Raw genomic sequence first — 13693 nt, 5'->3', positions numbered from 1 at the left:
GCGGATCAAGTCAGTTTGAGCTAATAACTAGGGAGTGTCCGGATTTTTGTGTGCAGGCCAATGATGGTTTTCAAGGAGACCGACCATGGCACGCAACCCGAAGTCCGCGAAGCAGTCCAGCAAGCCGGCGCTGCCGGGACCGATGACGGCCGAGGCGGTCCAGGACACGTTCATGCTGTTAAAGAAGGCGCTCATCGAACGCGCGCTGGGCGCCGAGCTGGGCCAGTCTGGGCTATCCAGCAGGACAGGCCCGGCCCGAAGCGTCCAGCAACCAACGCAACGGCATGAGCAGCAAGACGGTACTGACAGATGACGGCCCGCTAAAGCTCGATATCCCGCGTGATCGGAACGGCAGCTTTGCCCCGATCCTGATCCCTCAAGCACGCCCGGCGTTTTACCGGATTTGATGACAAGATCATCGCGATGTACGCCCGAGGCATGAGCGTACGTGAGATCCGAGCCTTTCTGGGTGAGCAGTACGGCACCGACGTGTCGCCGGAGTTCATCAGCTCGGTGACCGATGAGGTCATGGAAGAGGTACAGGCCTGGCAGAATCGGCCGCTGGATCCGATGTTGCCGGTGGTGTTTTTCGACGCGCTGCGGGTCAAGATCCGGGATGAAGGCCTCGTGCAGAACAAGGCGGTCTACCTGGCGCTGGGTGTGCTGCCCGATGGCAGCCGCGAGGTTCTAGGCCAGTGGATCGAGACCACCGAAGGCGCCAAGTTCTGGATGCGGGTGTTCAACGACCTTAAAACGCGAGGCGTGCAGGACATCCTGATCGCGATCACTGACGGCTTAAAAGGGATGCCGCAAGCGCTTGAAGTCGTGTTCCCGGCCACCACGCTGCAGACGTGCATCGTGCACCTGATCCGCAACAGTCTGAGCTACGCCGGCTGGAAGGAGCGCCGCGCCATCGCCGCGGCACTGCGCCCAATCTACGCCGCCGTGAACGCTCAGGCCGCGCAACAGGCGCTCGATGAGTTCGCCGCAAGCCCATGGGGTCTGAAGTACCCCATGATCGTCAAGGCCTGGAAGGACGCGTGGGAGCAGGTCATCCCATTCTTCGTATTCCCACCTGCGATCCGACGCGTGATTTACACGACCAATGCGATAGAAAGCGTAAATGCACAGCTTCGCAAGATCATCAAAACGCGCGGCCACTTCCCCACAGACGATGCTGCCATTAAGCTGCTCTGGCTGGCGCTGCGCAACATTGCCGTCAAATGGGGATCGGCCACACACCATTGGACCGAGGCCATGCAACAATTCGCCGTCCTCTATGAGGAGCGATTTACCTGGCCCCGTATCGACTCACAGCCGGTTGGCGAGCTAATGATGCAACGTCAGAGCAAATGCTAGAACACAAAAATTCTGACACTCCCAAGAACTAATTCAGGCAACTGCGTAAGCTCCCCTTTAGGTAGGCACCAACCAGTAACCTCATAACTTTCATCGACTGGCACCGGCCTAGAGGGAAACTCGCACCGGTTATTGACTCTTTCTTCCGTCAAATGTAAGAACTTTTTGCCACAAAGGGTCTTTACTTAAAGAAAGTTGATCCTTTATCGCTCTCATTCTCGAAGTATATTCTCTCCGTGGATTATATATCGACCTCCCCCCATCTTTACTCCTTTCTACGACCCCATCGCTAACCAATAAAGATAAAATATTATCAATAACCTTTCTATCAAACTGCTGTCCAAATCCGCCCTTATATAGCGATCCCTCTTCTCTTCCGCCGCCGCGCTGAAAGAATATCTTCTGAATCACAGAAAGAAGTAGCTTTTGGGCTGCAGGAAGATTGCTGGACTTAATTCTAGCGGCATTTGATACATTTTGTAAAAGCCCTACTCGTCCTCCTACGACCCACTTTGGCAGACCACCATGAGCAGACAGACCGGTAATCAAATCAATTTCGCAGTCTTCAATGGAGAAACCTGATTCATCATTAATTTTGCAGGCCTCAAACGCAACTCTTCCGATGTAGCAGTTTTTAAAACTGACATTCTTGAGCTCTCCCCCCCCAAGAGCCAACACCGCAATCTCAGCATCCTTTATTTCAACATCAGAAAAATCCACTCCTTCCATTTCAATCAAACTCAAGGCAGACACAAGCTCTGCGACCACCTGAGAGTTTGTCGGGCCCGTTTCTCTTTTTATTATAGATATAGCATCGGAGACCAACGAGTATAGATCTATCCATTGAGATAGAAAATCAACTCCAGTACTTTTTAATGCCTGCCGCCACCTCTCCGACAGAACATCCGTATTTCTCGCTGAAATATCATTAACAATATTTTCAGCAAATAAAAACTGAATTATATATGGATCAACAAACTGCCGATCAGGAGATTCCGGTTCGATACGACCCAAAGTGCATAATCTGCTTAACATCAATTGACCGGAATCATCGGGAGCAGCCCCAGTAGCATCTTCGTAAGCTTGATTGACATCCTTAGGAGTGAGCCTGCCCAATTCGCGATCTCCCCATCGCGTCCGTCTCGCTAAATGTGCCAATACTTCCCGGACAGATGAAGGGTCGATAGATGTATGGATCTTCGCCTCACGTTCGCACACGGCATCAATAAACTGCCCCCAGAAACTAATCTCGCCTGACTGACTAGATAGTATCTTTTCCGCCTCGCTCTTTTTTATCTCCGCCAACACGAGGAAAATCAATGGTTTTCGGGGCAACCACTGTGGCACAGTCGCCTCAAATCCAACGTTTTTCAGGTAAGTTTCTGCTTGAGAAACATCAAATTCAGTCGCACATTGCAGACATGGCTCGTAATTGTTTTTCGGAGATATTCCGATACACTCATACATCTCCTTATTCCCGTTGAAGTAATGCGGGCGACCGGTTATAAGCACGCCTGCCGCGCATTGTTCAATCAACTCTCTGACACCTTGCAGTGCCGCCTTTCTTATCGAATTTCGGCGGGACTGATTTATCCCAAAGATCTGCGATCCCACTTCATCAAAGCCATCTAAAATCAGGACTACATGTCCCGCAACCAGGAGCTGCATGGCTCTATCTATCGATCCGGATAGGCCCATTCTTTTCAAATGTCCGGCAATAATCTCTATTGCGGTAGTGGCCCCCCAATGGTCACGAAGATTTATAGAAAATACAAACTTCCCGCCCATCTTGACTTTATTTACCAATAGCGAAAAAGTCTCTTTTGTGCATCTGCTCTTTCCCGTACCGTAATCGCCAAGAAGAATTATTTTTTCCCCGCGCGTCAGTTTTTCTGCTATATCTCCCGCAGAATACTGCCGACGGCCAGTATCATCCATGTAGCGCACGGGGATATAATCATGCTCATCAGGCTTGCCAGTTGCCGGATTAATCGCACTTCCAAAAACCCGCGTCAACCTCAGATTCGCATATGCGTCGAAGTCAAAAACACTCTGAGAGAATCTTTCTACGGAAGAAATATTTACTTTTGAGTCCCTTGCTAACTCCATCATTCCTGGAGTCGGCTCATCTCGCATAACTATAAAAGCCTTAGCGAAGACGCCATCGACGGCGTAGTTTATTTTTATCGCTCTTATTTTTGCAATATCCTCTCGAATTTTTGCAAGATTTCTTTCCTCCGTAACCTCAATCAGCACTATCTCTTCACTGGAAATTTTTAGGACCGCATCAAAGTTCACTCCCGATATTCTCTCCGGGGCAGCAGTACGATTCCACATAACAGAAGCCAAATCTCTTATTTTGTCTTCTAATTTTTTCCAACTTGAATTCGGCATCATCACAGTCAATATATATAAATTTTCTGAAACTATTTTTTCTTACAAAACAAGGGTTCAGATTAGGATTTCTTGAAATAGCCCCCGATCTTGCTTTCCTCTTTATAGATAGACTAGGCAAATGGGCCTGCGCCGGTATCAACTGATCATATCCGTCCCGTACATGCTCACCGTTTTTCTAAGCGAATCGGAGAAATTGTATATTTCGTCTATAGATGAGATTGGATACCGAGTCTCATTTTTACTCTCATCAAATATTCCCACGTATTTTTGAGAACGATTGAAGTGAAGACGGCAAATGGGCTTCCTATTGTTGTCATCCAGAAGTATGCCCATATAGCTTTGCGTGTCTCGCTGAACGACGCGTTTGACATCGACTACAGCTCGGACAATTGCTTTGACCACGTGATAGCCTTCGATTTCCTCCAGCGTCGTGGTGATCAAGTCGTCTGACTTACCCCCGATATCTTCAGCTTCGGGCGTATCTGCCACAACCGATGCGACCGCATTACTATTCATCGCAGACTTAAGCCGCTCATTGATCTGATCATTCAAAAACTGACCTAGAGCACGTTTCGTCAACGAAGAGAACTGATCCCGAACTCGCTGCGTGATAACACCCTCATAAACTCGCGAAGCAAACAGTTTGACGAAATCTTCTTCAGGGGCAACGAATTGATTGGCGACAATCTTCTTGATTTGATTCAAATATTTAAGCTCGCCAGCCGCATTGATGACCGATTCCAGATCAAACGCGCCTTTGGTCAACTTCTTCAGTTCAGGGACGATGTAGTCGTCGATGTCGAGTAGATCAAGCTCCAGAAATGGCTTCTGGTCCATCTTATTGGGCGCATCGAGATCGGTGTAGAACTGATAGATCTGCCCATTGGTCAGAATGGAGACTCTCGCTGTCGTGACGTGAAAGTAGCGGAACAGCTGAGAGGCGTGGTTTATGTTGAGAGGGTCGTCAAACTTCTTGCACTCGATCAAGATCTGGATTTCTGAGTTCTGAAGGATTGCGTAGTCGACCTTCTCACCTTTCTTGGTGCCTACGTCAGCAATGAACTCGGGCGTCACCTCGTTGGGGTCGAAGACGTCGTATCCCAATATGTTGTGAATGAACGGCATCACAAACGCATTCTTCGTCGCCTCTTCGGTCTTGATGCCGGCGCCTTGTTGACGAATTTTTTCGGAAAGGCCTCTGAGTTTTTCCATCAACTCCATGCTCTGCTCCAATTTGCGTACGAGCTGTCGCCCGTGCGGGTTCACCAAATCTAAAAACGAATCGAATTTCCCACGCCAAAGTAATCACGAACGGTTGATTTCGTGACAAATATCTACAGATATTACCCGAACTTTACTTTGATCAAGGAAGAAGGACAATCGGGGGTGGCAGCGTAAAGCTCCCCTTCAGGGAGGCACCAGCCGGTAAGAATTTCAGCGCCTCCATGAGTCGGAGACTCCTTTGAAGACAAGCAGATTTACAGAGAGCCGGATTTGCCGTGCCGAAGGAGGGCGAAGCTGGCATGCCGGTCGCCGAACTATGTCGCAAACACGGCATCGGCAACGCTACGTACTACCTGTGGAAGAGCGAGTACTCGGGTGTTCAGGTGTGCGAGTTGCAGCGGCTGCGCGAGCTAGAGGCTGAGAACGCCAAGCTCACACGCATGTTTGCTGACTTGGCGCTGGAGAATGCGGCGATCAAGGACGTCCTAAACCGAAAATCCTGACGCCGTCGGCCAGGCGTGGGGTAATGGAGCCGTTGGTCCAAGCCATGCTTTCAATCACGGGCGCTTGCCAGATTCCGCCGAGGAAATTGCCCACGATCGCGGAGACACCATAGGGCGCAAGCCCCTCTTCAGTGCCACCCTTGCTGGCGGCGGCGCAGGTAAGGCAGGATACTCAAGAGTCCCAGCACCGCTAGCCCCGCACCGATCCATAACGCGATCCGAAATTCATAGCCCGCGGAGATCGCCATGCCGGACAGAAACGTCCCGCCGCCCAGGCCAATATTGATCACGGACGTATGAACCGCGTTCACCAAGGGCCCCGGATGTGCCACGCTGACGATGCGCGCCATCATCGCCGGATTCATCGGCACGCCGGACAAGCCGATCAGGATGACGAAAGCCACTGCCAGCCAGGCATACTGCGCCAGCAGCGCCATGCCAATTAACGAAAAACTGAGCACCGTCAGGCCAGTCACCATGATCGTGAGACTATGTCGATAGGCTAAACGCCCCGTGATCATATTCCCGGCAAGATTGGCCGCGCCGTAGAGCATCAAGATGATCGGCACGACCTGCATCGTCAAGCCGGTGACCGAGGTCAGAATCGGCACGAAATAGCTGAAGGCGGCAAAGCTTGCCCCCAAAATCAGGCAACTGGTCGCGCAGGCCTTCCAGTACGCCAGCTTCTTGAACGCCTGCAGCTCCTCGGCCATGTTCAGGCCGCCCTTGCCGCCGCCGACGTTGGGCAAGGTGCGAACGAGCACCGCCAGGCAAACGAGCACCAAGAGCGCCACCAGGCCGAAACTCACGCGCCAGCCCCAGTGCTGGTTGATGATGGTGGCTAGCGGCACGCCGAAGACGTTCGATACCATGAAGCCGCCAATCACCACGGCGGCCGCGCGCGGTCGGTTTTCAATGGGCACCAACGCCATGCTGGTGGCCAAGGACAAACTCAGGCACCCCGCGCATAAGACGCCGATGATCAAGCGCACCGCGATCAGTATGGCGTGATCCGAGATGAAGGCGCTAAAACCCTGCACCAGCACGTACGCGGCAAGCAACGCCAGCAATGTCGGTCGGTAAGGGACTTTGAGCTTCAGAAAGACATACGTAAGCACCGGTCCGCCCAGCATCACGCCAAATGCGAAATACGAGATCAAGTGCCCCACTTGCCCTATCGTGATGCCGAAAGCCTCAGATAAGGTTTCCATCATTCCTGCCACCATCAATTCCGAGGTGCCAATCGAGAAGACGGCAAGCCCCAGAATGTAAACCACCAACGGCATTTCCTACTTTCCTAATAGTTATTGAACAATCATTCCAAAAATAGTCAAAAAAACACGCGTCGACTACGCAATCATAAGAATCACGCCTATAAAAAATTACCTCCAGGGGTCGGCACAAGCACCAAAGTCCCCTGCTGCCCCCTACAGGTTGGCCAGCAGCCCCGTCACGGCATCGTTGAGAACGCTCTTATCTGAAATATTTTTATTCAGCACCCGCAGCCCGTAGTAGCCCGCCAAGAAGCCGCGGGCCATTTCGACGGCCGAGATCGTCGTGCCGAATTCGCCATTCTTTTGCCCTTCGGTAAAAGCCGAGACCAAGGCCGTCTCCAGGCGTTGGCGGTATTCGGTGTTCAGCGTCGCGACGACCTCATCCTTGCTGCCACGCTCGAGCGCGGAGAACAGCACCATGGCCTCATGCTGCTCGGCCTGCGCCAGGTCCTCAGCAACGCCCCAGAGCAAGAGCGTACGCAGGCGGTCCCTGACCGAACCCGCTTGCATCAAGATGGTCAGCTGGGCTTGCATGCTCTTTTCGTGGCTGCGCAAAAGGGCCTGCTCATAAAGCGCCTGCTTATTGCCAAAGGCGTTATACAGGCTGCCCCGCCCGAGGCCGGTACTGTCGCAGAGGTCCTGCGCCGAGGTCCCGGCGAATCCATTCTCGCTGAAGACCCCAACCGCGGCATCAATAATTTCTTCGTCTTCGAATTGCCTAGGGCGCCCCTGGCTGGGCGATTTTTCCTTGCTCATGCGTCGAGTGCAGCTGAAGCGTTCAGGGCGCAAAGATAGCAGTTTTGGAACAAATAGTCCAATAAGGCAGCCGCCGACACGTATTGCACAGAACGATGAAGTAAAATTCAAATATCACCATAAATCATGAATTTCGTTCATATCCCATGCTAGACCGCATCCATCTATCCATCGTGCAAGAAGTGGAAAAACAAGGTTCGTTGACCGCCGCCGCAGGCGTCCTGCACGTAACGCAGTCGGCCCTAAGCCACAGCATGAAGAAGTTGGAGCAGCAGCTGGGCACCGACATCTGGCTGCGCGAAGGCCGCAGCCTGCGGCTTACGCAGGCCGGTCAATACCTGTTGGCCGTGGCCAACCGGGTGCTGCCGCAACTGAACCTGGCCGAGGAGCGCCTGCGTCAGTTCGCCCAGGGAGAGCGCGGATCGCTGCGCATCGGCATGGAGTGCCATCCCTGCTATCAGTGGCTGCTGAAGATTGTTTCCCCGTATCTGGCGGCCTGGCCGGATGTGGACGTGGATGTGAAGCAGAAATTCCAGTTCGGGGGCATCGGAGCGCTGTTCGGCTATGAAATCGATCTGCTGGTCACGCCCGATCCGCTAAATAAGCCAGGGCTCGTGTTCGAGCCTGTGTTCGACTATGAACAAGTGCTGGTCGTCGCGGGCAACCACCCGCTCGCCAAGGAGGAGTACGTCACGCCCAAGCAGCTCGGCAACGAGGTGCTGGTGGCCTATCCGGTGCCGGTCGACAGGCTCGATATCTACAGCATGTTCCTGACGCCGGCCGGCATTACGCCGAAGCGCCACAAGGCCATCGAGACGACGGACATCATGCTGCAAATGGTCGCCAGCGGCCGCGGGGTGGCGGCGTTGCCGCGCTGGCTGGTGCTGGAGTACGCGGACGCGATGAACGTGGTGCCTGTCCGGCTGGGCAAGAAAGGCATTGCCAAGCACATCTATCTGGGCGCTCGCGAGGCGGACGTGGATATCGATTACCTGCGTGCGTTTATCGCGCAGGCGAAAGGGCCAGCCGTGGCTTGATGCAACGCGGTCAAGTGCGGGGCACCAAATTTGCAGGCAGATCGGCATGCCCCACAACTCATGAACTGAACTAATGGTTTCATGAGATCAATTCACTTTTTTTCATGGATGGTCCAACCTATACTGCGCCCCCTACGTCGTCGATATGAAGACTGCCAAATAAAAACCAGAAGAATTTGAGCAGCGCTGAAAAGCAATGAATGGACGCGGGTTTATTTCAGGAATCAGGGCAGCAGATCAACATGAGCAACGAGTTCACATTTGCCATCAAGAGCATTTGTTTCGACGAAGACTATCGTCCTTCGGACAATACGCGGATCACCACCAATTTTGCCAATCTCGCCAGGGGCGCGAGCCGCCAGGAGAATCTGCGCAATACGCTGCGGATGATTGACAACCGTTTCAATGCCCTGGCGCATTGGGACAATCCCAAGGGCGACCGCTACACCGTCAATCTTGAAATCATTTCCGTCGAGATGAGCATTGACGGCGCAGGCAACGGCAGCGCCCTGCCCTTGATTGAAGTGCTGAAGACCAGCATTTTTGATCGGAAGACCAACGAGCGCATCGAGGGCATAGTAGGAAATAATTTTTCCTCCTATGTTCGGGACTATGACTTCAGCGTGCTGCTGCTGGAGCACACCAAAAATCAAGCCGCGTTCAGCACGCCGGAGAATTTTGGGGACCTGCATGGGAAGCTGTTCAAGGCCTTCGTGAATTCAAGCACTTACAAGGAGCATTTCAGCAAGCCGCCCGTGATCTGCCTGAGCGTGTCGAGCAGCAAGACCTATCACCGCACTGAAAACCGACATCCCGTACTGGGCGTGGAATACCTGCAGGATGAGTATTCGCTGACTGACGAATACTTCAAGAAGATGGGAATGAAGGTCCGCTACTTCATGCCGCCCAACAGCGCCGCGCCCCTGGCTTTCTATTTTTCCGGCGATCTGCTGGGCGATTACTCCAATCTTGAGCTGATCAGCACGATCAGCACGATGGACACCTTCCAGAAGATCTACCGGCCGGAGATCTACAACGCGAACTCCGCGGCGGGAAAGTCCTATCAGCCCAGCCTGAAACACCAGGATTATTCGTTGACCCGGATTGTCTATGACCGAGAGGAACGTAGCCGGCTGGCTATCGAGCAGGGACGGTTTGTTGAAGAGCACTTCATCAAGCCGTACCAGGCGATTCTTGCGCAGTGGTCCGCCAACAACCCTCTTTGATCAATCAGAAAAACCAAGGCATCTATTGTGAAGAAATTGCTCCCCACCTCGACCGCCGGCAGCCTGCCCAAGCCCTCCTGGCTTGCAGAACCCGAGAAGCTCTGGTCGCCCTGGAAATTGCAGGACGAGGGCCTGGCCGAGGGCAAGCAAGACGCTCTGCGTCTGTCTCTGCAGGAACAGCAGCACGCGGGCATCGATATCGTCAGCGATGGCGAACAAACGCGTCAGCACTTCGTGACCACGTTTATCGAGCACCTGGAAGGCGTCGATTTCGAGAACCGCAAGACCGTCAGAATCCGCGATCGCTACGATGCGAGCGTGCCGACGGTGGTGGGCGCCGTGGCGCGCCGCAAGCCGGTGTTCGTCGACGACGCCAGGTTCTTGCGCCAGCAGACCGGGCAGCCGATCAAATGGGCCTTGCCAGGCCCGATGACGATGATCGACACGCTGTATGACGCCCACTATCGAAGCCGCGAAAAGCTGGCTTGGGAATTCGCCAAGATTCTCAATCAGGAAGCCAAGGAACTGGAGGCCGCCGGCGTCGACATCATCCAGTTTGACGAGCCCGCATTCAATGTGTTCTTCGACGAAGTGAATGACTGGGGCGTAGCCACGCTGGAACGCGCCATTGAAGGCCTCAAGTGCGAAACCGCTGTCCACATCTGCTACGGCTACGGCATCAAGGCCAATACGGATTGGAAGAAGACGCTGGGATCGGAGTGGCGGCAGTATGAAGAGGCATTCCCCAAGCTGCAAAAGTCCAGCATCGATATCGTCTCGCTGGAATGCCAGAACTCCCGCGTTCCGATGGATCTGATCGAGCTCATCCGGGGCAAGAAGGTCATGGTGGGCGCCATCGACGTGGCCACCAACACCATTGAAACGCCGGAGGAAGTTGCCGACACGCTGCGCAAGGCACTTCAGTTCGTGGATGCCGACAAGCTCTACCCTTGCACGAACTGCGGCATGGCTCCGCTGTCTCGTGCTGTCGCGAGAGGCAAGCTGAGCGCGTTGAGCGCCGGCGCGGAAATCGTCCGCAAGGAACTCTCGAACTGATTCAAAGGCGGGAAATGGTCGTCGCGAGCTGCCCGCGACGACCACGCACGCGCAATAGACCTCAATATGTCACTTTCCAGCACTGCGATCGAGCCGTTGCGCTTTCGCGAAGTTCTCGGGCACTACGCGTCCGGCATTACCGTCATCACGACGCAGTTCGATGACGAGCCGATAGGTTTCACCTGCCAGTCGTTCCATAGCGTGTCGATGAGTCCGCCGCTGGTGTCGTTCAACGTGATGTCCAGCTCAGGCAGCTATCCCAAGATCCGCCGCGCCGGTCGCTTCGCAGTCAATATCCTGTCGGACGAACAAGTCAGGATTTCCAACCAGTTCGCTCGGCGAGGCACGGACAAATGGCATGAAGTCCAATGGCGGGAGTCGCCGCTAGGCAATCCGATCATTGCCGGCAGCCTGCACTGGCTCGATTGCGAAATCTATGCCGAACACGCCGCGGGCGATCATCTGATCGTGATCGGTGAAGTGAAGGCGTTGAACCTGCAAGAAGCTGCCGCTACGCAGCCATTGCTGTATTACAAAGGCCAGTATCGCAACATCGCCGAGCATTGCGAGGCTTGACGGTTCAATCAGGGCGTCACCTGATAGCCGCGTTGCTGCATACAGCTGGCATAGGTGGAAGCAGCGGCCGCATTGGCCTGCGACTGGGCGGCCCGGTCCTGCCGGCGTTCCTGCCGTTGCCGCGAACCGCCTACCACCGCCCCGGCCACCGCGGCGTCTTTCGCCTGGTTCTGCCGGTATTGCTGCTTGACGTCGTCGTCCAGGCGGTCATAGACCTCCTCATGCTGCCGGCCGCGCGCGCCGGCCACCGCCGCACCCGCCGCTGCCCCGGCAGCCGCGCCGCGCACGCGCCCGCCGGATCGGGGACTTTCCGGCGTGGCGCTGGCCCCATTGCCGGCCAGCGCCTGGCACGCGGCGCTGTCTTGCTGGGTGGTTGCGGGAGACTGCCCTTTGAGCGGCGTCACCGTCTGGGCCGTGGCGCCCAGGCAGAACAGGGCGAGCAAGGGAACTGCGCAATACATGGACGTTTTCATGAAAAACTCCATTGAATCGAGAACCCGGATGATTGGAGTTTAGCTGGGCGGTGGGGTGATGGGTTACGCGCGGTGGAGGGTGGGGTTCTTGCCCGTGCTTTGCCGCGCTGCACCCATCCTACGCGCCCCACCAGCGCCGTCTGGATGGTATCTACACTCAACTCCGACCCGCCACCTGCGCATACCGCCCCGCGATCCCGCCCGCCGCCTGGCGCATCCGCTCCACCACCATCCCGAACCTCTCCACCGCCAGCCGTTCGGCCATCGCCGTCACCGTAATCGCTCCCAATGCGTCCTGTTTCCCCGACAGGATGGGCACCGCCACCGCGCTGGTGCCCGGCATCAGCCCTGCCGGCGCATGCGCCAGCCCTTCTTTCCGGGCCTTCTCCACCCGCGCGATCACATCCTCCACGCGTTCGCCCAACACCTCCAGGCGCGCGGCATTGCTGCGCACCAGGCTGACGCTCTCGTCGGCGTCCAGGCACGCCAGCAGCGCCACGCCCGACACGCCCACTCCCAGCGGGCGTCTCACCCCCACTTCGATGGACAACACCTGTATCGGATGCCGCCCGGTCCGCCTGCCTATGCATATCGAGTCGTGTCCGTGGCGGATACTGAGAAACACCGTATCCCCGACCTGATCCGCCAGTTCCGACAGATATGGGTCGGCCAGCGTCAATAGCGGAAAGCGCCGCGTGCGCGCCAGCCCCAGCAGGGTGACTTCCTGTCCGATCAGATACCGGCGCGTTTCCGGGTCCTGTTCGACCGCCTCCTCCTGCACCAGGGTCTTGAGCAGCCGATGCACGGTCGGACGGTTCAGGCCGGACATGCGTTCCAGGTCCACCAGGCGCACGCCCCGTTCCTGGCCGCACGCAATCAGCCGCAGCAGCGCCAAGGCGCGGCGCACGGTCTGGGCGCCGGAGGCGTTCTTGTCCTCGGCGTCGCTCATGCGGCCTCCGGCTTCATGACGGATTTGGGAGTTTGCGCGATGCCGCGCTTGGTGACGATGGGGCCGAGCGATGCATAGTTGGGGCCGCCGATGCGGCAGATCGGCCGCAGCAACCGGGTATCGATCTTGCCGTCCTGCATCAAGCCGTCGCGGATGTGGAACATGACGACTTCGCCCACGAAGAATTCGGCGCCGGTGGCTCCGAAGGGCGTGACGCTGTGCAGCCGGCATTCCAGGCTGATGGGCGCGGCGGCCAGGCGGGGCGTCGGGATGGCGGCGCCGGGAAGCACCTGCAGGCCCAGCAGTTCGGCTTCGCTGACTTCGGCCGGATGTTCCTGGGCGCTTTCATGGAGCGGATCGAGGAGCGTCTCGTCGGCGATGTTCACGACGAAGTGGCCGTTGGCCATGATGTTGCAGCCGGTGTCTTTGCGCTGCCCGGCCTTTCTGCCGATGTTGACGCCGATCATGGGCGGCTGGTTGGAAACGAAGGTGTAGCAGCTGAAGGGAGCCAGGTTGACGCCGCCGTTGGCGTTGACGCTGCTGATCCAGGCGATGGGCCGCGGAACGACGATGCCGCTCATCAGGCGGTAGGTCTGTTCGGGGTTCAGGTCGGTTGCGGGGAAATGCATGCTGTCTCGCTCCGTAGTCCGGATATTGAACGTCAGAATTTGGACTCTTTCATGCGCATACAGTGCGCCTAGCCTTATTTTCCGGCGTAGACCGCACAAGCCGGAACATGCCTGCGGAAGCTCTATCTCAAATTAGTCCAATATTCGGAACTTTTCTCCAAATTGGCGTTGTCCGGCATGGCGGGAATTCCTAGAGTGTCATCAAACAAGCAAAACGCGATGACACGCACAGGA

12 protein-coding genes and 1 pseudogene are annotated in these 13693 nt (G+C 55.7%); 6 read left to right on the top strand and 7 right to left on the bottom strand.

What is annotated here, in order from left to right; all coding sequences use genetic code 11:
• Window positions 1–85 precede the first annotated feature (85 nt).
• Window positions 86–1359: pseudogene (locus A6B37_RS03265) on the top strand (IS256 family transposase).
• A gap of 129 nt (window positions 1360–1488) precedes the next feature.
• Here the strand turns inward: A6B37_RS03265 and A6B37_RS25935 are convergent.
• Together A6B37_RS25935 and A6B37_RS03260 are read right to left on the bottom strand one after the other, a co-directional pair.
• The gene (locus A6B37_RS25935; RefSeq protein ID WP_146747992.1) at window positions 1489–3756 is read right to left on the bottom strand and encodes a hypothetical protein; all 2268 of its coding nucleotides are present in this window, start codon (window positions 3754–3756) and stop codon (window positions 1489–1491) included.
• A 135-nt stretch (window positions 3757–3891) separates the two neighbouring features.
• Complete coding sequence (locus tag A6B37_RS03260; RefSeq protein WP_111824881.1) at window positions 3892–4977, bottom strand: type I restriction endonuclease; 1086 nt, start codon at window positions 4975–4977, stop codon at window positions 3892–3894.
• Window positions 4978–5255: 278 nt separating this feature from the next.
• Between A6B37_RS03260 and A6B37_RS03255 the strand changes: the two genes are divergently transcribed.
• Complete coding sequence (locus tag A6B37_RS03255; protein ID WP_146747991.1) at window positions 5256–5483, top strand: transposase; 228 nt, start codon at window positions 5256–5258, stop codon at window positions 5481–5483.
• 128 nt (window positions 5484–5611) lie between these two features.
• Here the strand turns inward: A6B37_RS03255 and A6B37_RS03250 are convergent, their stop codons facing one another.
• Entirely contained in the window at window positions 5612–6769 is a 1158-nt protein-coding gene (locus tag A6B37_RS03250; protein WP_111824879.1) for an MFS transporter, read from the bottom strand.
• 141 nt (window positions 6770–6910) lie between these two features.
• Window positions 6911–7513 (bottom strand): TetR/AcrR family transcriptional regulator, encoded by a 603-nt coding sequence (locus tag A6B37_RS03245; RefSeq protein WP_111824878.1) that lies wholly within the window; start codon window positions 7511–7513, stop codon window positions 6911–6913.
• Window positions 7514–7659: 146 nt separating this feature from the next.
• Here A6B37_RS03245 and A6B37_RS03240 point away from each other — a divergent pair, with 146 nt between their 5' ends.
• The 4 genes from A6B37_RS03240 to A6B37_RS03225 all read left to right on the top strand — a co-directional run bounded on the left by A6B37_RS03240 (window position 7660) and on the right by A6B37_RS03225 (window position 11408).
• The gene (locus A6B37_RS03240) at window positions 7660–8550 is read left to right on the top strand and encodes a LysR family transcriptional regulator (protein ID WP_111824877.1); all 891 of its coding nucleotides are present in this window, start codon (window positions 7660–7662) and stop codon (window positions 8548–8550) included.
• A gap of 242 nt (window positions 8551–8792) precedes the next feature.
• On the top strand, window positions 8793–9776 hold the full coding sequence (locus tag A6B37_RS03235; protein ID WP_111824876.1) for a DUF1852 domain-containing protein: 984 nt from the start codon (window positions 8793–8795) through the stop codon (window positions 9774–9776).
• A 27-nt stretch (window positions 9777–9803) separates the two neighbouring features.
• Window positions 9804–10832: a methionine synthase gene (locus A6B37_RS03230; protein WP_102771990.1), complete on the top strand. Its 1029-nt coding sequence runs from the start codon at window positions 9804–9806 to the stop codon at window positions 10830–10832.
• Between the two features lie 66 nt (window positions 10833–10898).
• Window positions 10899–11408, top strand: a complete 510-nt coding sequence (locus A6B37_RS03225) for a flavin reductase family protein (RefSeq protein ID WP_111824875.1) — start codon at window positions 10899–10901, stop codon at window positions 11406–11408.
• Between the two features lie 8 nt (window positions 11409–11416).
• Here the strand turns inward: A6B37_RS03225 and A6B37_RS26185 are convergent, their stop codons facing one another.
• From A6B37_RS26185 to A6B37_RS03210, 3 genes are all read right to left on the bottom strand, one after another.
• Window positions 11417–11881 carry a YMGG-like glycine zipper-containing protein gene (locus A6B37_RS26185; protein ID WP_111824874.1) on the bottom strand — a complete coding sequence of 155 codons (465 nt, stop codon included), beginning with the start codon at window positions 11879–11881 and terminating at the stop codon, window positions 11417–11419.
• Between the two features lie 157 nt (window positions 11882–12038).
• Window positions 12039–12830 carry an IclR family transcriptional regulator gene (locus A6B37_RS03215; RefSeq protein WP_111824873.1) on the bottom strand — a complete coding sequence of 264 codons (792 nt, stop codon included), beginning with the start codon at window positions 12828–12830 and terminating at the stop codon, window positions 12039–12041.
• Window positions 12827–13459 carry a flavin reductase family protein gene (locus A6B37_RS03210; RefSeq protein ID WP_111824872.1) on the bottom strand — a complete coding sequence of 211 codons (633 nt, stop codon included), beginning with the start codon at window positions 13457–13459 and terminating at the stop codon, window positions 12827–12829. The genes A6B37_RS03215 and A6B37_RS03210 overlap by 4 nt, the downstream gene beginning before the upstream one ends.
• Window positions 13460–13693 lie beyond the last annotated feature (234 nt).

Origin of the sequence: Achromobacter sp. HZ01 (genome assembly GCF_003267925.1) — a bacterium.
Classification (GTDB): domain Bacteria; phylum Pseudomonadota; class Gammaproteobacteria; order Burkholderiales; family Burkholderiaceae_B; genus Achromobacter; species Achromobacter pulmonis_A.
The sequence above is the reverse complement of the archived record's forward strand: the minus strand, read 5'-3'. Positions and strand labels throughout refer to the sequence as shown.